Origin of the sequence: Flavobacterium plantiphilum (assembly GCF_046000495.1) — a bacterium.
Lineage (GTDB): Bacteria > Bacteroidota > Bacteroidia > Flavobacteriales > Flavobacteriaceae > Flavobacterium > Flavobacterium plantiphilum.
This window is the reverse complement of the sequence record NZ_JBELQA010000001.1, coordinates 158,564-183,369: the sequence shown is the minus strand read 5'-3', so window position 1 is coordinate 183,369 and position 24,806 is coordinate 158,564. Positions and strand designations below refer to the sequence as shown.

22 protein-coding genes, 1 other RNA gene and 1 pseudogene are annotated in these 24,806 nt (G+C 34.3%); 10 read left to right on the top strand and 14 right to left on the bottom strand.

The genetic code is table 11. The annotated features are described in order from the left end of the window. Positions 1–447: 447 nt before the first annotated feature. The 10 genes from moaA to rocD all read right to left on the bottom strand — a co-directional run bounded on the left by moaA (position 448) and on the right by rocD (position 9,175). On the bottom strand, positions 448–1,455 hold the full coding sequence (gene moaA, locus ABS764_RS00740; RefSeq protein ID WP_408078952.1) for a GTP 3',8-cyclase MoaA: 1,008 nt from the start codon (positions 1,453–1,455) through the stop codon (positions 448–450). Further along, entirely contained in the window at positions 1,442–2,356 is a 915-nt protein-coding gene (gene moaCB / locus ABS764_RS00735; RefSeq protein WP_408078950.1) for a bifunctional molybdenum cofactor biosynthesis protein MoaC/MoaB, read from the bottom strand. The genes moaA and moaCB overlap by 14 nt, the downstream gene beginning before the upstream one ends. A 2-nt stretch (positions 2,357–2,358) precedes the next feature. After that, positions 2,359–2,790, bottom strand: a complete 432-nt coding sequence (locus ABS764_RS00730) for a molybdenum cofactor biosynthesis protein MoaE (protein WP_408078948.1) — start codon at positions 2,788–2,790, stop codon at positions 2,359–2,361. Between the two features lie 56 nt (positions 2,791–2,846). Further along, positions 2,847–3,902, bottom strand: a complete 1,056-nt coding sequence (gene moeB / locus ABS764_RS00725) for a molybdopterin-synthase adenylyltransferase MoeB (RefSeq protein WP_408078946.1) — start codon at positions 3,900–3,902, stop codon at positions 2,847–2,849. 30 nt (positions 3,903–3,932) lie between these two features. Continuing rightward, the gene (locus ABS764_RS00720; RefSeq protein WP_408078944.1) at positions 3,933–4,169 is read right to left on the bottom strand and encodes a MoaD/ThiS family protein; all 237 of its coding nucleotides are present in this window, start codon (positions 4,167–4,169) and stop codon (positions 3,933–3,935) included. Further along, positions 4,169–4,969, bottom strand: a complete 801-nt coding sequence (gene cobA / locus ABS764_RS00715; protein ID WP_408078942.1) for a uroporphyrinogen-III C-methyltransferase — start codon at positions 4,967–4,969, stop codon at positions 4,169–4,171. The genes ABS764_RS00720 and cobA overlap by 1 nt, the downstream gene beginning before the upstream one ends. Positions 4,970–4,974: 5 nt before the next feature. Further along, positions 4,975–5,544, bottom strand: coding sequence for a molybdenum cofactor guanylyltransferase (locus ABS764_RS00710; RefSeq protein WP_408078940.1), 570 nt, complete (start codon positions 5,542–5,544; stop codon positions 4,975–4,977). Positions 5,545–5,551: 7 nt separating this feature from the next. After that, the gene (locus ABS764_RS00705) at positions 5,552–6,724 is read right to left on the bottom strand and encodes a molybdopterin molybdotransferase MoeA (protein ID WP_408078938.1); all 1,173 of its coding nucleotides are present in this window, start codon (positions 6,722–6,724) and stop codon (positions 5,552–5,554) included. A 230-nt stretch (positions 6,725–6,954) separates the two neighbouring features. Next, entirely contained in the window at positions 6,955–7,917 is a 963-nt protein-coding gene (locus tag ABS764_RS00700) for an arginase (RefSeq protein ID WP_408078936.1), read from the bottom strand. Positions 7,918–7,924: 7 nt separating this feature from the next. Then, a complete protein-coding gene (gene rocD / locus ABS764_RS00695) occupies positions 7,925–9,175 on the bottom strand; it encodes an ornithine--oxo-acid transaminase (RefSeq protein WP_408079742.1) in 1,251 nt (416 codons plus the stop codon). A 227-nt stretch (positions 9,176–9,402) separates the two neighbouring features. On the opposite strand from rocD, the gene ABS764_RS00690 reads away from it, so the two are divergent. The 5 genes from ABS764_RS00690 to ABS764_RS00670 all read left to right on the top strand — a co-directional run bounded on the left by ABS764_RS00690 (position 9,403) and on the right by ABS764_RS00670 (position 13,344). Further along, entirely contained in the window at positions 9,403–10,419 is a 1,017-nt protein-coding gene (locus ABS764_RS00690; RefSeq protein ID WP_408078934.1) for a M28 family peptidase, read from the top strand. A gap of 166 nt (positions 10,420–10,585) precedes the next feature. Continuing rightward, the gene (locus tag ABS764_RS00685) at positions 10,586–11,233 is read left to right on the top strand and encodes an HAD family hydrolase (protein ID WP_408078932.1); all 648 of its coding nucleotides are present in this window, start codon (positions 10,586–10,588) and stop codon (positions 11,231–11,233) included. A 13-nt stretch (positions 11,234–11,246) separates the two neighbouring features. Next, positions 11,247–11,882: an HAD family hydrolase gene (locus ABS764_RS00680; RefSeq protein WP_408078930.1), complete on the top strand. Its 636-nt coding sequence runs from the start codon at positions 11,247–11,249 to the stop codon at positions 11,880–11,882. Between the two features lie 18 nt (positions 11,883–11,900). Further along, positions 11,901–12,455: a DUF1697 domain-containing protein gene (locus ABS764_RS00675; protein WP_408078928.1), complete on the top strand. Its 555-nt coding sequence runs from the start codon at positions 11,901–11,903 to the stop codon at positions 12,453–12,455. Positions 12,456–12,645: 190 nt separating this feature from the next. Continuing rightward, positions 12,646–13,344, top strand: a complete 699-nt coding sequence (locus tag ABS764_RS00670) for a Crp/Fnr family transcriptional regulator (protein WP_408078926.1) — start codon at positions 12,646–12,648, stop codon at positions 13,342–13,344. 2 nt (positions 13,345–13,346) lie between these two features. Here the strand turns inward: ABS764_RS00670 and ABS764_RS00665 are convergent, their stop codons facing one another. Together ABS764_RS00665 and ABS764_RS00660 are read right to left on the bottom strand one after the other, a co-directional pair. After that, positions 13,347–14,396, bottom strand: coding sequence for an AMP-binding protein (locus ABS764_RS00665; RefSeq protein ID WP_408078924.1), 1,050 nt, complete (start codon positions 14,394–14,396; stop codon positions 13,347–13,349). A 2-nt stretch (positions 14,397–14,398) separates the two neighbouring features. Then, positions 14,399–15,322, bottom strand: a complete 924-nt coding sequence (locus ABS764_RS00660) for a CPBP family intramembrane glutamic endopeptidase (RefSeq protein ID WP_408078922.1) — start codon at positions 15,320–15,322, stop codon at positions 14,399–14,401. 97 nt (positions 15,323–15,419) lie between these two features. Here ABS764_RS00660 and arsC point away from each other — a divergent pair, with 97 nt between their 5' ends. The 3 genes from arsC (at position 15,420) to fumC (ending at position 20,262) form a co-directional block, all read left to right on the top strand. Further along, positions 15,420–15,779, top strand: a complete 360-nt coding sequence (arsC, locus tag ABS764_RS00655; RefSeq protein ID WP_408078920.1) for an arsenate reductase (glutaredoxin) — start codon at positions 15,420–15,422, stop codon at positions 15,777–15,779. 75 nt (positions 15,780–15,854) lie between these two features. Continuing rightward, complete coding sequence (locus tag ABS764_RS00650; protein WP_408078918.1) at positions 15,855–18,350, top strand: TonB-dependent receptor domain-containing protein; 2,496 nt, start codon at positions 15,855–15,857, stop codon at positions 18,348–18,350. 526 nt (positions 18,351–18,876) lie between these two features. After that, positions 18,877–20,262, top strand: a complete 1,386-nt coding sequence (fumC, locus tag ABS764_RS00645; RefSeq protein ID WP_408078916.1) for a class II fumarate hydratase — start codon at positions 18,877–18,879, stop codon at positions 20,260–20,262. Positions 20,263–20,375: 113 nt separating this feature from the next. Here fumC and ABS764_RS00640 read toward each other — a convergent pair whose 3' ends face one another. Further along, complete coding sequence (locus ABS764_RS00640) at positions 20,376–21,584, bottom strand: NAD(P)-dependent oxidoreductase (protein ID WP_408078914.1); 1,209 nt, start codon at positions 21,582–21,584, stop codon at positions 20,376–20,378. 216 nt (positions 21,585–21,800) lie between these two features. Between ABS764_RS00640 and ABS764_RS00635 the strand changes: the two genes are divergently transcribed. Further along, the gene (locus ABS764_RS00635; protein ID WP_408078912.1) at positions 21,801–23,009 is read left to right on the top strand and encodes a serine hydrolase domain-containing protein; all 1,209 of its coding nucleotides are present in this window, start codon (positions 21,801–21,803) and stop codon (positions 23,007–23,009) included. Between the two features lie 94 nt (positions 23,010–23,103). Next, positions 23,104–23,501: a transfer-messenger RNA gene (gene ssrA, locus ABS764_RS00630) on the top strand. 72 nt (positions 23,502–23,573) lie between these two features. On the opposite strand, the pseudogene ABS764_RS00625 reads toward ssrA, so the two are convergent. After that, a pseudogene (locus ABS764_RS00625) lies at positions 23,574–24,805 on the bottom strand (IS256 family transposase). Position 24,806: the final 1 nt, after the last annotated feature.

Here is a 24,806-nt window from a genome sequence, read left to right as displayed (position 1 = left end):
TATGAGTTCCTAACTGATTTATTAACTTAAAAAAAGAATATTGAAACAAACAACCAGCTTTATCACTCTTTTTTGTACGTTACTAAATTTAAACTTCGGAAAAAAAGAGCCCAAAAGGGAAGCACTGATACCGGTTAGAATTTATTCAAAGTAGCACCAACGGTAAACAAATTGGATTACTATACAAGATGGAAAAATCATTAAAATGAATGCGTAAAATCCAACGAAACTTTTTATACCAACGGTTTTTTTAATGCAAAATGAAATTCCAAACAGTAATCAGAGTTAAAAAATGATAAAGAAAGAACAGTAAACGTGAAACTATTTGATGTAGTTTCCAATTGTTAAATACATTATAGCTAATCCAAAAATAAGAATAGCTATAAAAGAGAAAGACTAACCAACAGGATTAGTCTTTCTTTTTTTTTATTAAAATCAAATAAACATTTAGCCCCCTATCGTAATCATAGAGCGATTGTCCTGATTTAAAACAGGATTATCAACATCTTCAAGAGTTGTCATTCCTGCTCTTACTTTCTTTTTGTTTTTAATAGCTAAAGCAATCACATTTTCTATCGCTTCACCATTTCTAAAAGGAGTCAATAAATCAGTTTCTGAATTGGAAAACAAGCAATTCTTGATTTTACCATTTGCCGTAAGGCGAATTCTGTTACAACCGTCACAAAACGGATTTGTAATAGAACTAATGATGCCAAAGCTTCCGAAATAATTTTTTATCTTAAATTCCCTGGCTGTGAAGTTTTTTTCATCTTCTAATTTCTCTAAATTGGATTCCGAAAAATGAGCCGAAAGTTTGTCTAGAATTTCTGATTGAGAAACCATTTTACTCCTATCCCACTCGTTTCCCGCAAAAGGCATGAATTCTATAAAACGGATGGAAATCGGTAAAAATTGGGTTAGATTTATAAAATCAATGATTTCATTATCGTTAAATCCTTTAATCAAAACCACATTAATTTTCACCTTAAATTCGTTGTTTAAAAGTAAATGCAAATTATCAATTACTTTTTCAAACTGATTGCGAAGCGTAATCGTATTGAATTTGGTTGGAACTAAAGTATCTAAACTCAAATTGATTTTCTTGACATTAAATTGTTTTAAAACGTCAATATGTCGATCAATTAGAATTCCGTTTGTAGTAATGGAAATTTCCGTTTCTAATTGAGTCAGTTTTTCAATAATTTCAGGAAAATCTTTTCGCAACAGTGGTTCGCCTCCTGTCAATCTAATTTTATTAACGCCATTATTTACAAATGTTTGGGCAATAACAAAAACCTCATCGGCGGTCATTAAATCCTTTTTAGAAGATAATGCAATTCCCTCAGCAGGCATGCAATACGTACAACGTAAATTGCATTTCTCAATTAAAGAAATGCGCAAATAGTTGTGATTACGTCCAAAATAATCCGTTAATATGGTGTTATTTGGTATCATGATTACTCCCTTTTAGGATGTGAAAAACATGCAGAACATGTGGAAAAACAGCATCCATAGATTCTTTGGCACCATTAGCCGAACCTGGCAATGCCATCACTACACTATCGCCAATAGTTCCCACCACAGAACGAGAAAGCATAGCATACGGCATTCTGTCCTGTCCGTAATTGCGAATGGCTTCTTCTATTCCCGGAATTCTGTTTTCCAATAATGGTTCTAGTGCTTCTGGAGTAACATCTCTTGGTGAAAGCCCGGTTCCTCCTGTAAATATCACCAATTGGTTATCCTCAGCATATTTTTTAGTTCTGTCCTGAATAAAATCAACCTCATCAGGAATAATTTCGTAATGCGAAGTTGCAACTCCGTAAGATTCTAATTTTTCAACAATAATTCTACCGGAACGATCTTCTTTCTCTCCAGCAAAAATAGAATCGGAACAAACAAAAACAGCTGCCTTTAAAGCCTCGCGGAATTTATTTTTATACGATGATTTTCCACCTTTTTTCTCTACTAATTTAATAGTTGATATTTCGATATTTTTATCAATCGGTTTCAACATATCGTACATGGTCAAAGCTACAATTGATGCACCGTGCATGGCTTCGACCTCAACACCTGTTTTATAAACAGTTTTTACCGTAAACAAAATATCAATTGTTAAATCCTTGATTTCATAATCCACCGCCGTGTATTCAATAGGCAGCGGATGACAATCAGGAATGGATAAATGGGTGTTTTTAACTGCAAATAAACCAGCAGTTTTAGCCATTTCAAGCACATTGCCTTTGGGAACTAAATTTTTCTCAATAGCTTCAATCGTTTCGGGCAAACTCACTTTGACTGTTGCCATGGCTGTTGCCGAACGTAACGTACTTATTTTATGGGTAATATCAACCATTATTATTTATTTTGTTTCCAAATGAAATCTTCATTCTCAAATATTTCTTTCCCAAAGATAGGCACTTCTGTTTTAATCCAGTTGACGATTGCTGCTGTAGCCTCATAAACCTGAGTTCTATGCCCGGCAGAAACAAAAACAAACAAGCAAATTCCACCTGTTTTTACCACACCTAAACTGTGATAAATATGCATGCAAACCAAGTCAAATTCAGCAAAAGCTCTTTCTCTAATTACTGCCAGAGCATTGTTAGCCATTTCTTCGTAAGCGGTATATTCAATTGCTTTAACTACATTTTCTTCATGAACATCGGCGCGAACCTGACCTAAGAAAATATTATGCGCACCAATACTGTGCTTGCCCTGATGTTTGGCAATGGAATCGGCTATAAATTCCGGAGAAATTGCTCCTTCTATAAAAACTTTTTTACTCATTTTTTTATTTTTTCACCGCAGATTCGCAGATTTTTAAACAATATAATTGGTGATTTTTAAATTGAAATAGCACTATTTGCTATAGCTTCTTGTAATTTTAATGCTCCACCTGCAATGCTTTGAGTATTAAAAAAAGAATATTTTTTAAGTATTTCAACTGCTGCTTTACTTCTAATTCCCGATTGGCAATACACCAATATCGTTTTGTTTAAATCTAATTTTTCTAAATTATCTTCCAAATCAGCCAATGGAATTTGAAGACTATTTGGCAAACTTATTTTAGGTAATTCGGTTTCATTGCGAACATCCAGAAAAACAACATCCGGATTATCTATTTGTTCTAAAGCTTCTTTGGCTGAAATCTCTAAAACAGAATCGTATTTTTTTTCGAAATCCAATCGACTGATTGAAGACACTTCCGTTCTATTCAAATCAAATTTTTGCTGGTCGTTGTTAAGCATATTGTAAATCAACAATTCGCCCGAAAGTACTTTTCCTGTTTCGAGAACCATTTTCAAAACTTCATTTGCCTGAAACATCCCAATGATTCCAACCGAAATCCCCATAACTCCGGCGTCTACACAATTTTGACTGTGCGCAGCCTCATTTGGAAAAAGACAACGATACGTAGGTCCGTTTTGATAATTAAAAACCGAAACCTGTCCTTGGAACTTATAAACTGAACCGTAAACAAATGGTTTATTGGTTACCACACAAGCGTCATTAATTAAATATTTGGTGTGCAAATTATCAGTTGCATCCACCATAATATCATAATATTCAAATAAAGAAATCGCGTTTTTAGCGTTTAAAGTATCGGTAGTGGCATTAATTTGAATACTCGGATTTAAAGATTCCGCCATCGCTTTAGCCTCTAGTACTTTGGATTTTCCAATAGCAGTACTTTTATAAATAACCTGACGTTGTAAATTGCTAATATCAATAGTATCATCATCAATAATACCTATTTCTCCAATTCCGGCTGCTGCTAAATACGGTAAAATTGCCGCGCCCAAACCACCAGCACCAATGATTAAAACCTTGGCTTGGTTTAATTTTCCCTGGCCTTTTTCGCCTACTTCAGGAAGTATAATTTGTCTATTGTATCGCATAATTGTTACCCAATTAGAAAATTGTGCCTTTTAACCTCCTGCAAATGGAGGCAACAAAGCCACAACATCATTACTCATTAACATGTAGCTGTTTTTGTCCTGAACCAATTTTTGATTGACTGCAATACTATAAGAAAGCGAAGTCAAATCGTATTTTTGTTCCAACTCATCCATTAATTCCTGCAAGGATAAATTAGACAAAGGAAGCGTTTCTCCTAAAACTTGTGTTTTCTCGGCAACTGCACCAAAATATTTTACATCTAGCATTATTCCGTTACGTTTAGATTTTGAAAAATAAATTCGTCATCGCTATATCCTTCTTTGGTAAAAACAGCCAATTCAGAAGCGTGTTTTACCACCTCGCCTATTACAATAATTGCAGGTGATGACAATTGGTGTTCAGCCACTAATTTACTGATAGAACTTACTGTTCCTATTACTTTTTTCTGTGTGTCTTTTGTCCCGTTTTGAATAATAGCTACCGGCAAATCATCAGTTCTGTTGTTTTGATAGATAGCCACAATTTCGTCTAATTTATGCATCCCCATCAAAATCACTACAGTTGCAGATGATTGAGCGGCTAAACTAACATCTGTAGATAATTTATGTGCCGAAGTAGTTCCGGTAATCACCCAAAAACTTTCTGAAATTCCGCGTTGTGTTAAACTAATTCCATTAGAAGCAGGAACTCCTAAAGAAGAAGAAATCCCTGGAACAATGGCCGTTAACAAACCGTGTTTTTGAGCAAATTCAATTTCTTCACTTCCTCTGCCAAAAACAAACGGATCTCCACCTTTTAATCGTACTACATGACCGTGCTTTTTACCCATTACTACAATCAATTCATTGATTTGATCCTGAGTGTACGCATGACAACCAAAACGCTTTCCTACAAAAACAATCTCTGTTCCTTCTGCCGCATATTGCAATAAATCCTCATTTACTAATGCATCATAAAGGATTACATCAGCGTCTCCAATGGCTTTTATGGCTTTTATGGTAATCAATTCCACATCGCCAGGACCAGCTCCTACAATTGTCAACCTTGGTGTGTTAGTACTTTTCATAATCTTCAATTTTTGGTATTCAATTCCTTTAATTCCGCGAGCGAATTCACATTTTTAAACTGCTCACTTCGTTCTCCTGCAACTTTTATTATCTGATGATTTACTTTTTCTAACAAGTGCATCATTTTTAAATCATTCTCTTCAATAGCCTTTTTCAAAATTGGAATAATTCTTTTCGAATACATTCCAATTAAAGGGTGAATTTTATTGGCATCTGAAAAAACAGAAACTTCAAAATTCGATTGATGCTTTATTACCAATTCGGATAATAATTCCGTTGAAATCAGCGGAATATCGCAACTTAATATTAAATTATTTTCTGAATCTGAATGAACCAAAGCCGAATAAATTCCGCCAACCGGTCCTTTATCTAATTCAATATCTTTTATTTTTTTATAGGACAAATAATCATAATGAGATGTATTGGTCACTAATTGTATTTCATCAACAAGAGGCAAAGCCGCTTTAATAATATGCTCAATAAATGGCGTTTCCTGAAAAAGCACCAATCCTTTTTCCGATTGCATTCGGCTACTTTTACCGCCACAAAGAATGGATAAGGTTAGTTTTTCCATTTTTAAATCAATTAAAAGGCAAAACCGTTACTTCATCATTGGCTTCAAGTGCAGTTACATTCTCCGGAACCACTATCAAGCCATTGGCAATAGAAAAAGTATTTAGCATTGCTGAACTTTGACTTTCTAAAACCGTTACTTTTTCATCATCATACAAGGCCTTTAAAAACAAAGTCTTTCCGGATGTATTCTTAAAAGCTGTATTTATTTTTCTTTTTGTTTCCGGCAAATGCACTGCTTCAAATCCCATTAACTTTTTTAAAGCCGGTATAGCATACACATAAAAACAAGTCAATGACGAAGCTGGATTTCCAGGTAAAGCAAACACTAATTTGTTTTCTTTCCGACCAAAAAACAAAGGTTTCCCTGGTTTTTGATTGATTTTATAAAACAACTCGGTTACACCATTTTTCAATAAAGCTTCTTTGACATAATCGTAATCCCCTACCGAAATTCCTCCTGAAATCAAGACTACATCAAAATTAGAAAGACAACTTTCAATAACCATTTTTGTCTTTTTCAAACTATCTTTAACTTTAAAAACCGTGGTCTTTTTAATTCCGATTGTTTTTAAAGCCGCTTCCAGCATTACCGAATTGCTTTCATAAATTTTACCTTTCGGTAATTTTTTCCCGGCTGAAACCAATTCGTTTCCGGTAACCAAAATGGCTACTTTAGGCTTTTCATATACTTTGATTTTAGTAATCCCCAAACAGGCTAAAAAACCAATAGCTGCAGGAGTAATTACGGTATTAGCATCAAGTACTAACTCGCCTTTTTTAATTTGCTCGCCCTTAGCTCTTACATTAGCACCAGGCAATGGCATTTTTTCAATTTGTAACAAATTATCGGTTACTCTTGTATGCTCCTGCATGACCACAGTATCTGTATCATCAGGAACAAAAGCGCCTGTAAAAATGCGAACCGCTTGATTTTTTTGGATTTTATCCTCTAAAAAATCGCCTGCTTGGGACGTACTTACCACTTCAAATTGTGCCAATTCACTGTGAGTAAATGCGTATCCATCCATCGCCGACTGACGGAAAGGAGGCATATTTATGGGAGCATAAACAGCTTCAGCCAAAACATAACCAAGTGATTTACTCACTTTGATTTTTGAAATAGACATTTGAACACTATTCTCTCCTATTATTTTTAATGCTTCGGCTACTTGAATCATAAAACTTAATTTTTAAAACTAAGTATAAATACTTATGCAAATATAAGTAATTATATAAAATACGTATCGAAATTAATACTTAAAATAACAGAAATATACAATTTGTGATTAACAGCGTATAAATTGCGAAAAAACAAATATTTTACTGTTTTTTGTTATAATTTACTAAAGCTAAAACAGCACTTAGAACATAAAATACTATTATTTATGGTTCAAAAACGGCTAAAACCCTACTCAAAAGGCAAAATCAAACTTGATGTTATTTGTTCTAAAACTTCAAAAGCAGTCTCTGCCATCTTATTTCCTTTGGTATCCAAAAGCGGATTGATTTCACAAAATTCAATACAGATTACTTTTCTCGAAGCAATAATCTGATTTATGATAGCGATTGCTTCATATTGGTCAAAACCTTTAGAAACAGGCGTTCCGGTACCATTAGAAATTAAGTCACAATCCAGCGAATCCACATCAAACGAAATATAAATCATATCACAATTCGCTAATTGTGACAAAGCTCTTTCAACACAAAGCTCCAAACCTTTATAACGAACCTCATCTACTCTGAAATTTTTTATAGCCATTTCGGTCATTTGCTGATCTTCTGCTTCTTCAGTATCACGAACACCAAAATAAATTAAATGCTCCGGATCAATCTTAGCTCCTTCAACACCTATATTTTTCATCTCTTCCCAATGTTGTTGGGTTTCCGGAATGACTTCGTTAATCTGGCATTTTAAATTATCGACTGCTAAGGCTGCCGCCAAAGGCATTCCATGAATATTTCCGGATGGAGAGGTATAAGGTGAATGCAAATCAGCGTGAGCATCAATCCAGATAACTCCTAAAGTTTTATGTGGATAAACCGCTTTTATTCCACTTATGGTTCCCAATGCCGACGAATGATCTCCAGACAAAACAATGGGTAAAAAATGAGCTTCCAAAGTGCGCTTTATCGTATAAGAAACACGCGTACATTGCTCTAAAACAAATTCGATTCTTTTAGCAAATGCATTTCGGGTTTTATCATAAATAGTTTCGTTATGCGTTTTTATATCTTCATAAGTAAACTGATTAAAATACTCGCTGCCCCGATTAATGGCAGCAATTTCTAATGCGTCAACTCCTAAATCAGAACCACGCGTTCCTCCACCAATATCCGAACGGTTTTTTATCAACTTTACAACCCGATCCATAATTTTTTTATTTAAAATCGTTTAATGCTTTTTCAATTATAGAAAGACAGTCCTGTATTTGATTTTCGGTGATTACTAATGGCGGAGCTAAACGGATTTTGTTTCCATGAGTTGGTTTTGCAAGCAAACCATAATCGCGGAATTTTAAACAAATTTCCCAAGCTAAATCCGATTCTTCATCACAATCAATCACAATAGCATTCAATAACCCTTTTCCTCTTACTAAGGTTATCAAAGGATTTTTAGCAGCAATTTCGTTTAAGCCTTTTCTCAAAATTACTCCTAAACGCTCAGCATTTTCGGCTAATTCTTCTTCTTTTATGACTTCTAATGCTGCAATAGCAACCGCTGCAGCTACAGGATTTCCTCCAAAAGTAGATCCGTGTTGTCCTGGTTTAATAACATTCATAATATTATTATTGGCTAAAACAGCCGAAACCGGATACACACCACCCGACAAGGCTTTTCCTAAAATGAGGATGTCTGGCTGAACATTTTCATGATGAACTGCTAATAATTTTCCTGTACGTGCAATACCTGTTTGTACCTCATCGGCAATAAATAAAACATTGTGTTTGTCGCATAAGGCTTTGGCTTTTGCCAAAAAACCTTCGCTAGGCACATAAACTCCGGCTTCCCCCTGAATAGGTTCTACCAGAAACCCTGCAATATTTTGAGAGGATTCTAATACTTTTTTTAAAGCATCCAAATTATCATATTCAATTTTTATAAAACCTTCGGTAAAAGGTCCGAAACTCCTGCGAGCCGTTTCATCATTAGAAAAAGAAATAATTGTGGTTGTTCTACCGTGGAAATTATTTTCACAAACAATAATCTGAGCTTGATTTTCGGCAATTCCTTTTACCTCATAAGCCCATTTTCTACACAATTTTAAAGCGGTTTCAACAGCTTCTGCACCAGTATTCATTGGCAAAACTTTATCAAAACCAAAATACTTAGTAACATATTCTTCGTAAACTCCCAATTGGTCATTATAAAAAGCTCGAGACGTTAAAGTTAGCTTTTGCGCCTGCTCCACCATTGCACCAACAATTTTAGGATGACAATGTCCTTGATTCACTGCGGAATAGGCCGATAAAAAATCATAATATTTTTTCCCGTCTACATCCCAAACAAACACTCCTTCTCCTTTTTCAAGAACTACTGGTAATGGATGGTAATTATGAGCACCATAATTATTTTCTTTTTTGATTAAGGCTTCTGATTTTGAAGATAGTATTTGTTGCATTTGTTCCATGTTATGTATATTATATTCTAAGTCTACAAAATTACGCATATTTTATTGCCTATCAAAACCTTATCCTAAGAGCTAAATCAGCTAAAATTACTTTGCTAAGCATGAATTTGTAAACATCCTGAAACAACAAATTGAGTTTTTTTTAAGTAGAAAAATAATCCGCATCATTATTTAATTAATTTTCAGATATTTGTAATAAGACCGATTTAATGGCTCGCATTTATATCATGAAAAAAACATTACTCCTTCTTGTCTTTAGTTGTTTGGCTTCATGCCAGGGAACAAAAGAAATAAGCTCCAAAAACATTTACAAACCAACAAAATACACGAATAGCATTACCGCTGATGAATTAAAAACACATCTGTACATTGTCGCTAATGATTCTATGGAAGGACGAGAAACAGGATCTATTGGACAGAAAAGAGCCGGAAAATATCTCATTAGTCAGTATCAAAAAGATAAAATTACTTTTCCAAAAGGGGCTGAAAATTATTACCAACACATTCCGGCAGCATTTTTGAATGCGAAGAAAAACGAAAATCTTCCCGATTCTGAAAATATCTGGGCTTATATTGAAGGAACAGAAAAACCCGATGAAGTAATTGTGATTTCCGCGCATTACGATCATGTGGGAACAAAAAACGGAGCTGTTTTTAATGGCGCCGATGATGATGGGTCCGGAACCGTAGCCTTATTGGAAATTGCACAAGCCTTTCAATTAGCTAAAAAAAACGGACATGGACCAAAGCGTTCCGTTTTATTCCTTCATGTTACGGGTGAAGAACACGGTTTACACGGTTCGAGATATTACAGCGAAAACCCTGTTTTTCCTTTAAAAAATACCGTTGCTAATGTCAATATTGACATGATAGGTCGCCGTGACGATGCCCATGCTAATTCTAACAATTATGTATACCTCATTGGTGCCGATAGACTCTCGAGTGAGCTGGATGAAATTTGCAAAACAGTAAATGAAAAATATATTCATCTCGATTTAGATTACAAATACAACGCACTAAACGATCCGAATAATTTTTACCGCCGTTCTGACCATTATAATTTTGCTAAAAATGGTATTCCCGCTGTTTTTATTTTCAACGGCACTCATGCCGATTACCATCGAAAAACAGATACCCCTGACAAAATCGAATACGATGCATTAACTAAGAGAGCCCAACTTGCTTTTACTATTGTTTGGGAATTAGCCAATAGAGAAAACCAAATTGTGGTTGATAAAAAGTAACTTTACGAGATTAGTTCATTACAGAAAGATTCACCAAGAAGAAACAAAGGTTCACTAAGTTTAATTCTTAAAACCGTTGATTTATCGCTTTCTTTATTCTAAATTCTGCCTTCTATTTTCTGTTTTCTATCTTTGCATCATTACGCACATTGATACTAAATAAAAAATGAAATTTAAAGCAGTACTATTCGACCTGGACGGAACACTTGTAAACTCTCTAATTGACATTGCCGATTCTATAAATAAGGTGCTTCAGGAAAATCAGTTACCTACTCATAGTTATGAAGTGATTAATAATTTTATAGGTAGTGGTCTTCGGGTTTTAGTCACCAAAGCGCTTCCGGAAACACATAGAAATGAAGAAAATATCGAAAAGTTTTTTCAAGCCATGATGCTTCACTATAGAAATAATTGTACCAATAAAACGATTGTTTATGACGGAATTACTGAACTATTGAAAGAACTAAAATCCCGAAACATCAAAATGGCTATCTTGTCGAATAAAGCTGACGAACTGACTAAAAAAATTGGTCTTACTTTATTTCCTGATTATTTTGACATCGTAGCAGGTTTGAAAAGTGAGGCTACCAAGAAACCAAATCCCGAAGCAGCTATCAGAATCTGTCATGATTTAGAATGTACTACCGAAGAAGTTCTTTATGTTGGTGATTCTGATATTGACATGCAAACCGCTAAAAATGCTAAGATGTTTGCTGTAGGGGTTACTTGGGGATACCGCCCGGAAGAAGAATTATTGTCCGAAGGCGCGCAATCCATCATCAGTCACCCATTAGAATTAATTGAACTTTTATAGTGAAGAAAAAAACATGAAATACAAATGCATTATTTTTGATTGTGACGGAGTTCTGGTAGACAGCGAAGCCATTTCTATTGGCACTTTAGTAAACATGGCTAAAATTCACGGAGCAATCCTGGATGAAACCGAAGCGCACCAATTATTCTTAGGAAAATCCCTGCAATTTTGTTTTGATTATATTGCTGGATTAGCCAAAAAAAAATTACCTGACACTTTTGAAGAAGAATTCAGAACCTGTACTTTTAATGCTTTTCAGAAAGAATTGAAACCAATTAAAGGAATTCATGAACTGCTAGCCAAAATTGATGTTCCAATAGCTGTAGCTTCTAATGGTCCTGCTGATAAAATACGGCTAAACTTAACAACAACTAAATTAATCGATAGGTTCGAAGGAAATATTTTTAGTGCCTACGATATTAACAGCTGGAAACCCAATCCCGAACTTTATCTGCATGCAGCTAAAACTATGGGATTTAAAGTCAAAGACTGCGTGGTTATAGAAGACAGTCCGGCGGGAGTTCAGGCAGCTTTAACAGGAGGTTTTGACGTTTTTGGCTTTACTAATCATGCTAATTTAGACGCTTTACAGCAAATGAATATTCCATTATTTGATGATATGAGCCAACTTGATTTACTTTTACAATAAATATTTAAAATATTAAGAATGACTACACATCTGGCTTTACTTCGCGGGATTAATGTTTCCGGGCACAACATGATAAAAATGGATGCTTTGCAAAAAATGCTAGAAAATATGGGGTTTACAAATGTAAAAACCTATATCCAAACAGGAAATGTATTTGTAACTACCGAAGAAGAAAACCCTGCCGCCGTAGGTTTCAAAATCAAACAGGAGATTTTTAAGACTTTTGGACATGATGTTCCTGTTGTGGTGATTAACAAATCAGATTTAGAAGCCTGTCAAAAAAACAATCTTTTTCTACAGGAAAACAATCCTGATACTAAGAAACTTTATGTTGCTTTTGTATCCATGGAATTGCATAAAGACCGTATTCACGACCTCAAAATGAGTGCTGTTAAACCTGATGAAGTTCATATTGACCAAAATAAAATCTTCATCAAATATGCGGTTTCTGCTGGAAAAACCAGACTGGATCAAAAATATATTGAAAAAAAGCTCAATCTTACTGCTACAATCCGGAATTGGAATACGGTTACACAATTATTAAAAATGTATGAAGAGTTGGAACAATTGTAAACAACAGTAATGATATGATTGATTTTTTATCCAAAAAATAAGATTCTGATAAAAAGCAGCTCATCAATTTTCAAATCAATAAAAATACTTACAACTAAGTAATTTAATCTTTAAAATAAGTATTAATACTTATTTTTTAAATACATTTGTTCCATTCAAACCTGAGTTCAACTCATCAAATAATGCACAAATGAGAGGAATTACTACTGATTGCAGCAGTTGCATCAACAGCAATTGTTTTATAAAAAAACATTTACATCTGGAAAAAATGCAGGATTTTGTATTGGAGAAAACCAATTATACCTGTAAAAAAGGACAACAATTCATGATTGAAGGTGCTCCTATTCAAGGCTTGTATTTTATTTATAAAGGAAAAGTAAAGGTTTTAAAAACGGGAATTTACGGTAAAGAACAAATAGTTCGCCTTACTACTGATGGAGATACTTTAGGATTTAGAGGATTTGGAACAAGTAACCGCTACTTGATTGCGGCTTCAGCAATTGAAGATACGGTATTATGTAATTTCAGTAATGATATCATGCATGCCATTCTAAAATCAATTCCGGAATTTACTTATGACATGATGCTTTTTTACGCTGAAGAATTAAATAAAAGCGAAAACAGAGTCAAAAAAATTGCCCAAATGAATGTTCGCGAACGTGTAATTGACATTTTATTGTACTTACTTAAAAAATTTGGTCATACAAACAATTTACTCAATATCAATCTTTCAAGAAAAGAAATCGCCGATTTTGCCGGAACTACTGATGAACAGGTAACAAGGATTCTGTCCAGCCTGAAAAAAGAAAACGCCATTAAAATTGTCAATAAAAAAATTGGAATACTACAAGCAGATAAATTAAAATCTGAAATTATAGAACATAAATAAAATTATTCCAGAGCCTTTAAAATTGCTTTTCTTTTTATTTTTCCGCTGGCTGTCTTTTCAAATACCGGAACAAAAAATATTTCTTTTGGTTTTTCAAATTTAGCTAAAACAGCAAACACAGATTCAGCAATCTCTTGTTTTTCTCCCTCGACAACTAATACTAATTTTTCTCCTAAAACTGCGTCAGGAATACCGCCTATGAAAAAAGCAGAGTTAATTTTGTCTGCAAGTTTATCTTCTATTTGCTCCGGAATAAGTTTTATTCCACCGCTATTTACCACATTATCAATACGCCCCAAAAGTACAAATTGTCTCTCATTAAGCAGTTCTACCAAATCATTTGTAAACAAATGCTCCTCACTCACTAACGGTGCATTAATAACTAAACAGTCTTTTTCATTTTGATAAATACTAACATGAGGCAGGACAGAAAACGCCTGTTCTCCCACTTTTTTAGCTGCAATATGAGTAATTGTTTCGGTCATTCCATAGGTTTCATAAGCTGTTGAATTAGTATTTACTAGCTTTTTTACCAGAGAATCATTGAGTTTAGCTCCGCCAATGATAAGTTTTTTTACTTTATGTAGTTCGTTTAATGAATTTTCAACCTGAAGTGGTACCATCGCTGCAAAATCATAATTTTTGTTCAGATTTGCCAGCGGATTTGAAGTTGGTTCTACCACATCTATGGCTAATCCTAAAATAAAACTTCTGACCAGCATCATTTTTCCGGCTATAAACTGTACAGGTAAACAACATAAAGCAGTATCTCCGGGTTTTAAACCAAAAAAATCCCCCGTTGCTAATGCCGAATTTACCAATGCCTGCTTATTTTTTCTGATAAGTTTAGGAATTCCTGTGGTTCCGGAAGTCTGTAAATCAATATAAGATTTTTCATCAAACCAGTCCAGCAAAAAATCACCCATTGATTTTTCATATTCAGTGCCTTCTTTAATCAAGTAATAAGCCGCAATTTGTAACTCCTTACTATTTAAATGGACACCGTTGAATTTAAAAAAATTATGAATGTTTTTATAGGTAACTTTTTTCATGATTATTGGTTTACATTGATGCTTCCTGTGAGTTTTTCTTTCCAGTTATACCAGCGGTATTTTCTACTAAATATAAATAAAAGCACTGGATAAACCACTACAACCGGCAAAATAATATCATAGCCGGTCTGAGGTTCTGATAAATCTTTAAAAATGGAATCGGTCTGAAAAGCTGACCAGTCAGAGGTGACTAATAAAGCTCCAATGAGATTATTTGCCGCATGAAACCCCAGGGCTAATTCCATGCCCTCATCCATTAAAGTAATAACTCCTAAAAACAATCCGGTTCCTATATAATAGACAAAAATGATATTGCCTATTTTTGAAACTTCAGGATTAAAAAGATGCATACCACCAAATATCAATGATGTCATCACTAAAGGAAACCATTTATTCTTAGCCAGATTACCAAATCCCTGCATTAAATAGCCTCTGAAAATATATTCCTCTGTACTGGTCTGAACAGGAACCAGCGCAACAGCAATCAGCAATAAAACTGCAAACGGAATGGGTTTAAAATTCAGCACATACAAAGTGGGATTGAACAAATAAAAAATAAATGTGGACACAACTGAAAAAACAGCCCAGATCCCAAAAGAAAAGAAGACTCTGTTCCAGTCTACTTTTTTTCTGGAAGTAGTCACTGACAGTAACGTTTGCTTATGCAAAAATTTAACAACTAACCAGATTGCTGTAAAAGCAAATACAAATGAAATCAGAATTAAAAAGAAAGTGAGATTGGGTTCAAAAAAATGCATTATTTCCGCATTCGTTGCCGGATAGCTTTCCCCACTGATAAAAATCTTTGCAATTACAGCCAGTAATAAAGGAATCTGCCCCACAAAAGAAGCAAATATAATGAGTAACGAACCCAATAAATATTTCCAAAATCTATTTTCCGAATGAATTCCCTGCTCTATAAACATTTATTTTATGAATTAAAGTAATACTATTAAACTTTCAAAGGCTATTTTTGTACCTCGAAAATACCTCTTTTATTTTAAATCTTAACAAACTATTCAAATGATTGAAGTTTATCATAATCCGCGTTGCGGAAAATCAAGAAACTGTCTGGCATTTTTAGAAAATACAAATCAGGAGTGTAAAATCATCAAATATCTGGAAGAAACACCTGATGCAGAACAAATTAAAGATTTACTTAAAAAACTCCATTTAAAGCCTGTTGAGTTAGTACGCCAAAAAGAAAAAGTCTGGATTGAAAATTTTAAAAACATCAAAATGACTGATGAAGCAATTATTCAGGCAATGATTGATTACCCTATTTTAATTGAAAGACCGATTATTATCAGAGGAAATAAAGCAATTATAGCCCGCGAGACTGATAAAATCGAAGCTTTTTTTAAAGACAGCTCCTTACTTTAACATTATTTTAATATATAGAGTTTAAACCATCTTGCTTTTTTAGACTCCTACCAAAAAACATTAAAAAAAATAAAAATGCGACAACCATTAAGATTCATTTTAAGTCTCACTTTCTTTTTTACCTGCCTAAGCAGCTTTGCTTCAACAGGAGATCCTGTGACGGAACCTGCAAAAGAAAAAGTAAAAATTTCAGGGACCGTAATTGAAAAAGTAAGCAAACAACCTCTTGAATACGCCACAGTAACAATTACAGATTCAAAAAATCCAAAAGCAATTACTGGCGGAATTACCAACTCAAAAGGTAATTTTTCTATCGAAGTAACTCCCGGAATTTACAATATAAAAATAGAATTCATTTCTTTTAAAGCCATTGAATTCAACCAAAAAGATCTTCAAAAAAATACCGATTTAGGAACAATCGCCCTTGTTGAAGATGCTGCACAATTAGACGAAGTAGTTATTCGGGCTGAAAAATCAACGGTTGAAATTAAGCTGGACAAAAAAGTCTACAATGTAGGTCAGGATATGATTGTAAAAGGAGGAACAGTAAGCGATGTACTTGAAAACGTACCTTCGGTAACTGTTGATGTAGAAGGAAACGTAAGTTTACGTGGAAACGAAAACGTGCGTATTTTTATTGACGGTCGTCCTTCTAACTCTTTAAATATGGCTGAGGCTTTACGCCAAATTCCGGCTGACGCTATTGATAAAGTTGAAGTTATCACTAATCCATCGGCACGTTATGATGCAGAAGGTGGTGCGGGAATTCTAAATATTGTTTTGAAAAAAGGAAAAAACCTTGGTTTCAACGGAAGTTTTATTGCTTCAATTGGAAACCCTGAAACTTATGGGGCAAGTGCTAATTTGAATTATAAAACCGAAAAATTAAATTTCTTTACTTCTACAGGTTATGATTACAGAACAAGTGAAGGAACAGGTTTTACTAATTCGACTAATTTAAACAGAGAAACTAAGGAAATCATTGGATACAATTATGAAGACAAAAATACAGAACGTATCCGAAAAGGAATTTCTACAAGAACAGGAGTAGAATGGACTGTGGCTCCTAATACTTACTGGACTAATGCAATCAGTTATCGAGACAGCAGAGGTTCAAATAATGATTTAGTAAACTACAATTCCTTTGATGCAAATAATAACTTTGTATCAACACGCTACCGTTTAAGCGAAGGAGATGACAATGGAAAAGATTTAGAATATGCTTCTAATTTTCTGAAAAACTTCAACGATGAAGGTCATAAATTAACGATAGACTTTTCATATTCAACTGACAGAGATAATGAAAGTTCAATAATTACTGACGAAACCATTGATAGCGGAAATCCCGCTACTTTTGATGAAACTTTAAACAATCAAAAACAGAAACAATATCAGATACAGGCTGATTACGTATTACCGATTGGTGAAGGCAGTCAGTTTGAAGCAGGTTACAAAGGAAACTTTAACAACCTGGATAGTAATTACAGCGTGAATACTGATGATACAGGAAGCCCTATAGAAGGTTTTCTTTCGAACACCTTAGAATACAATGAACGCATCAATGCTTTATATACACAATATGGTTTTAAAGTTAACAAATTCTCTTACTTATTTGGTTTACGTTGGGAAGACACTCAAATCGATGTTAATTTATTAGACACAAATAATTTCAATACTAAGAAATACAACAATTTTTTCCCTAGTGCCTTTGTAAACTATGAAATATCCGATGAAAGTAGTGTTTCCTTAAGCTATAGTAAACGTTTGTCCAGACCCAGAGGACGTTTCCTAAATCCTGCGACTAACTATTCCAGTAATATCAATCTGTTTAGAGGAAATCCTGATTTAGATCCATCATTTACTGATAAATTTGACTTGGGTTATCTAAAAAAATGGGAAAAAGTAACTTTTAGTACTTCTATGTATTTTGAAAATACTAAAGATGTATTCTCTTTTGTCCGTACTGAAACAGGAGATTACGTAGGAGACAATCCGGTAATTTTAAGCAGTCCAATCAATTTAGCTAAGGAACAGCAATTCGGTTTCGAATTTACTTTAAATTACAGTCCGTTTAAGGTTTGGAAAATCAACAGTAGTTTCAATCTTGCTAATACAAAAACAACCGGAAATTATACTTATACAAACATAAATAATGAAGAAATAACGCAAAACTTAAACAATGAAACTTTCTCCTGGTTTTCAAGAGTAAACTCTCGTTTGACACTTCCGTTCAAAATTGACTGGCAATTATCCGGAATGTATTTTGGTCCAAGAAATACCGCTCAGGGAAAAAGTTTAGGAAATTATGTGGTGAATACTGCTTTTAGCAAAGACATTTTAAAAGACAACGCTACTATTGCTTTCAATATCAGTGATGTTTTTAATTCGAGAAGAATGAAATCACAAACTAATCTGGAAAGTGTGATGTCATACAGTGAATTTCAATGGAGAAAAAGACAAATTAACCTGTCGTTTACATATCGTCTGAATATGAAGAAAACAGACAAAGATAAAAATATGCCTAAAAATAATAATGGTGATGATGCCGGAGGCGGAGAATTCCCAGGATAATACAACTAAAAAAGACTCGCCAAAAACGAGTCTTTTTTTTTAAACAGCTTTGCATAAAAAAAGGATTCGCTTTCACGAATCCTTTTTTATTAAACAATCAATACTTATAGTGACTGTTGTTTTTTTGCTCTCTTTTCTTTGAATCTTTCCCATGTAGCACCTCCTACCCAATAGGATACGAAACTAACTAGAAAGAACATTAACCAGAATCCCATTGTAAGGATGGTTAAGAAAAGTAAAAAGCCTAAATACTGTGAAAATTCAAACATGTTTTCCGGAATTTTGAATGTAGCCACAAATGTAACAGTTAATTTTTTTCTTAGCAATAAAAACCACACTCAATTTTCATAAAAATACATTTATCCGTACATTTAAGCTTCATTTTGATTTCCGGGAGCTGTTTCCTGCTGTCCACTGTATCTTTTATGTCTTAAAGAAAGACATAAAAGGATGCCGTTTCCATCAGGGCTAGGATACTCCGTTTCAAAAAGCAATTTTTTTTAAAAAATTAAAAATAAATAATATTATGAAATTCAGAATTGAAAAAGATACACTGGGCGAAGTACAAGTCCCAGCCAATAAATACTGGGGAGCACAAACAGAACGTTCCCGAAATAACTTTAAAATAGGCGCTCCGGCTTCGATGCCAAAGGAAATCATAATGGGTTTCGCATATTTAAAAAAAGCCGCCGCTTACACTAATTGTGATTTAGGGGTTTTGAGCACCGAAAAAAGAGATGCCATTGCCACAGTATGCGATGAAATTTTAGAAAGAAAATTAGACGATCAATTTCCGTTGGTTATTTGGCAAACCGGTTCCGGAACACAAAGCAATATGAACGTAAATGAAGTGATTGCTAACAGATCACAAGTACTGAAAGGATTTGAAATTGGCGAAGGAGAACCATTCATCAAAGCCAATGACGATGTGAATAAATCACAATCTTCTAATGACACCTTCCCTACCGCCATGCATATTGCTGCTTACAAATCAATTGTTGATCACACCATTCCGGGAGTTGAAAAATTACGAAATACATTAGACGCTAAAGCAAAAGAATTCAAAAACGTTGTAAAAATTGGTCGCACGCACTTAATGGACGCCACTCCACTCACTTTAGGACAAGAACTTTCCGGTTATGCAGCACAATTAAACCATGGATTAAAAGCACTCAAAAACACCTTAGCACATTTATCCGAAATTGCTTTAGGCGGAACAGCTGTAGGAACAGGATTAAACACACCCGAAGGTTATGATGTGAAAGTAGCCCATTATATTGCTCAGTTTACAGAACTGCCATTTGTAACAGCCGAAAATAAATTTGAAGCCTTAGCCGCTCATGACGCTATTGTAGAATCACATGGCGCACTGAAACAACTGGCGGTTTCTCTAAACAAAATTGCTAATGATATCCGAATGCTGGCTTCCGGACCACGCTCTGGAATTGGCGAAATCCTGATTCCGGAAAACGAACCCGGTTCTTCCATAATGCCGGGAAAAGTAAATCCTACGCAATGCGAAGCTTTAACAATGGTTTGTGCTCAGGTGATGGGAAATGATATAGCCATAAGTGTAGGCGGTATGCAGGGACAATATGAACTGAATGTTTTCAAACCGATGATGGCCGCTAACTTTCTGGAATCGGCTCGATTATTAGGAGATGCCTGCAGTTCTTTTGATGAACATTGTGCTCAGGGAATCGAACCTAATTACAAACGTATTAAAGAGTTGGTCGATAATTCACTGATGTTAGTTACCGCATTAAATACTAAAATTGGTTACTACAAAGCCGCCGAAATCGCACAAACCGCGCATAAAAACGGAACGACTCTCAAAGAAGAAGCTATTCGTTTAGGGTATGTAACCGCTGAAGATTTTGATAACTGGGTAAAACCGGAAGAGATGGTTTGAGTTAATGGTGAATTATTAATTATTAGTTGTTAAGTAAATCACCTAAGGTTTTTATCATAAAAAAGAGCTTTCTATAAAAATATAGAAAGCTCTTTTCATTTATAATTAACAATTTACAATTCACCATTACTAACAAAGTCCTGTAAATAACTAAATCTAGGAGTTAATTTACCGTTTTCAGTTACTTTTGCGCGAGCTAAAACACCATCTTTGTCATCGTCAAAAAAAGCAGGCATCACTTTTTCCAGAAACATTTCGCCAAAACCTTCGCTGGCATCTTTAGGTAAGGCACAAGGCAGATTATCCACTGCCATAACCACTATTGCTGCAGGATGAAACAGATCAACTTCCTTATTTTCTATGGGTAAATAACCATAAAAAGGTTCTTCAATAGTAGAAGAACGCAATGTACAGGCTATTGGTCCGTTTAAATCACAGGAAATATCCGCAACTACTTTTATTTTACAATCTTTGGACTGCAGCATTTGCTGTGTCAGAATCTTTGGCGCTTCATTTGCATAAAAATGTCCTGTAATCACAATATCCGAAACTTTTGTAAAACGATCAAAATTACTTTCATACTCCTGCGGATTTTGAAAAAAATCGGCAATTTCTAATACAGTTCCGTCTTTTCTTTTATTGTAATCTAAAGCATCAATTTGAACATAAACAGGCTGCGTATAATTCTTAGTTAAATAATTATCCACCGTAACCGGTTTTACTTTTATAGCATCCAAAATCTCTTTTACTCCTCCTCCTACTTTTCCCGTTCCGGTAACAACAAATTTTATTGGCGGTAAAACTATTCTTTTTAAATGACGGATTAAATCTTCTTTCCCGGAAAGAGTTTCCACTTTAGGCAATTTATATAATTCAAATTTTAGCCCAAAAGCGCGAATACTATTGTAAGCACCTACCATTCCTGCATAGCGACCAAAACCAATAAGGCGATTATTTTTTGCATCTACAAGTGTTTCATGGTCATAGAAATCAATATTTTTTTCTAATAAGGCTCGTAATAATCCTCTGTTATGAACCTGTTTTTTGATAGTATGCGAAAAAAAGAAATACGATTTGTTGGGAATCAAATTTTCTACAGGAACTTCTTTTACTCCCAATAGCACATCACAATCTTTAATATCAGACACCACCTCAATTCCTGCATTTTGATATTCTAAGTCACTAAATACCCTTACAGGCGAACTTTGAACTACAATTGTAATTTCGGGGTAAAGTGATTTGATCTTTACTAATTCATCGGGAGAAAATACTACTCTTCTGTCAGGAGGATTTTTACTTTCTTTTATTATTCCAAATTTCATATACTGTTATACCTTTAATTTCAAGACATTATTTTACTTCCTAATTACGCAGGAGATTTATTTTACAAAAAAACAACAAAAAAACATTAGAAGCTGAATCCCAAAAACATAGAAAAAAGGACATTTAAAAAGTTTCAAAAAATTCTGTTAACATTAAAAAAAACAAAGAACAAAAGCATTTGATTCTATATATTTGCCCCTATACCCTATAAAATAATGATTTCTGTAAAAAAGACAAATATACTACAAATACTGCTTCTTCTTTTAATTTTGAATTCTTGTAAACAAAAGAACAAAGAAGCTGTGCTTTCTGATGAAAAGCCAAAAGACACCATGCCTCACATGGAGCCTCCTGCAAAAAAACTCCCTAAGTTAACGGCACAATATACCAATTCTAAAAAAAATGCAATAGAACATTTTTACAATAAAAACTGGCGTAACAACAGTATGAACGGCAGTTTTCTTGTGGCTCAAAATGGACAGATTATTTTTGAAAAATATGATGGTATGGCTGATTTTCGTGATGAAAGACCTATCACAGCTACTACCCCGCTTCATTTAGCATCTGTGAGTAAAATTTTAACTGCTTCAGCAATTTTAAAATTAATAGATGCTAAAAAAATTAGTCTGGATCAGAAAGTAAATACTATCCTGCCTACTTTTCCTTTTCCGGAAGTAACCATTAAAACACTTTTAAATCATCGTAGCGGAATGCGCAACTATGCTTATTTTACCGATAAAAATGATGGGATCTGGGACAGACATAAAATTTTGACTAATCAGGATATTCTTGATTTAATGGCAACCAAAAAAATTGGATTAGAGTCCAGAACCGACAGCAGATTTAGTTATTGCAATACTAATTATGCCATATTGGCACTTATTATAGAAAAGAAAACCGGTCTTAGTTATAAAAATGCCATGCAACGCATGATTTTTAAACCATTGGGAATGAATCATACCTATGTTTTTGATTATGAAAAAGATAAAGATACCGCTGTGACTTCCTATAAAGGTAATAAAATAGAAATAGGTAAAGATTATCTGGATGCTGTTTATGGAGATAAAAATATTTATTCAACACCAAGAGATTTATTAAAATTTGACCTTGCCAGAAATTCACCTGATTTTTTAAGTCCTGAACTATTAAAATTGGTTTATACTCCTTTTAGTCAGGAATATAAAGGCGAAAAAAATTACGGACTTGGGATTAGAATGATTAATTGGGAAACCGGACAAAATTTCTATTTTCATAACGGATGGTGGCATGGTAATACTTCTTCTTATATAACATTATTAAAAGAACATGTAACTATCATTGCGCTCTCAAATAAGTTCACTACAAAAACTTATCAGGTTAGAAAACTAGCTCCTTTATTTGGTGATTATCCATTCAAATTAGGGAACGACGAAAAAGAGGAATAATTTTTGTATTAACAAACCTGATGAATAGTGATATTAGTATAAAAATTGTATATTCGCGCACTCAAATTTTTTCTTTTTGAGTCCAAAAGACACTGGGGTCGACTGGTTTTGACAGCAAGTCGAATTGAACAGTAAGCACGTCGAGCATTGAGATCTTGCTCGTAAATATAAGATCTCGAACTTTTACACGGCGAAAATAACTACGCTTTAGCTGCATAATCCGAATTATAGTACGATTACGCCACGTCCCTACAAGGTAGGGAAGCTGGATTCTCCTTGAAAGCCTTGGTTTATGGCGGTCAGTACAGGGGAACCGTAAAAATAGACCTAGATTTCCATAAGCTTCGGGTGGTTTTCGAAAATTAAGAAGCTAAGTAGTTTGTGGCTGTTTCTGGCCTGGCAAACTATCGAAAATTCAATCAGGAAATAAGCGTGTAGAAAGCTCTTTAGTTGCTTGTTTGGACCCGGGTTCGATTCCCGGCGACTCCACTCAACGGGATAATTGAAAAATTATCCGACACTGTCCCAAAAAGTGTGTAAGTTGAAAAGTCAAGGCTTCGATTTTTATAATCGGAGCCTTTTTTCAAATATAAGGGTAAATTGGTTTAAAACAATTCCCCAATTTTGAATAGGCATGGTCCATTTTTTTGTTGCCTCTCTTAAAGCCAAAAATACTGATTTTAATACCGCATCATCCGTTGGGAATGACAATTTATTTTTGGTGTATTTTCTAATTTTTCCATTGAAATTTTCGATTAGATTTGTAGTGTAAATTATCTTTCTGATTTCAATTGGAAATTCAAAAAATACGGTTAATTAATCCCAGTTATCACGACAGGATTTGATAGCGTAAGAATATTTGTCTTCCCATTTGTGGGTAAAATTATTTAAAGCCAGCTCTGCAGCTTGTTTATTTGGAGCATTGTAAATATGCTTCATATCGGCCGTAAATTGTTTTCGGTCTTTCCAAACAACGTATTTGCAAGCATTTCTAATTTGGTGAACTACGCATATTTGTGTTTATGATTGCTTCGCCTGTTCGAGCAAGCTCTCGGGTCAGGAAAAACACTTCGTATTGTTTGTGTGAAACCTTTCAAATTGTCGGTGGCTGTAATGAGTATATCTTCAACACCTCTAGCCTTTAAATCGGTTAAAACACTCATCCAGAAGCTACTACTTTCGTTTTTGCCTAACCACATTCCTAAAACTTCTTTTTTACCTTCTCGGTTAAGTCCTACCGCTAAATAGATGGTTTTGTTGATGACTTTGGAACCTTCTCTGACTTTGAAAACAATTCCGTCCATCCAAACAATTAAATAAAGCTCCTATAAGGGTCTATTTTGCCAAGTAACTACCTCTGTTGCAATCGTGTTGATAATGCAAGATATGGTTGAAGAAGATATATCAAAGTCATAAACTTCTTTGATTTGTTCTTCAATATCACTTACCGTCATCCCTTTAGCATAAAGTGAGATGATTATATTTTCAATACCTTGAGCTATATTCTCTCTTTTAGGAACAAGCATTGGGTTAAAGGAAGAATCTCTGTCACGTGGAACTTTGATTTCCTGACTGCCAAAAGAGGTCTTTATTTTTTTAGTTCCGTGTCCGTTGCGATAATTACCTTTAGTAGTTTTATCGTGCTTTTCATTGTCTAGATGAACATCAAGTTCCGCATCGAGCATATGTTCTACTGCCCGTTTGTGCATTGTTTGGAAGAATGAAGTTAAATCTTCTGCATTCTTGAAGGATTTATAGAAATCCTTGTTGTTTAATAAGTCGTCTTTGTCAATCATA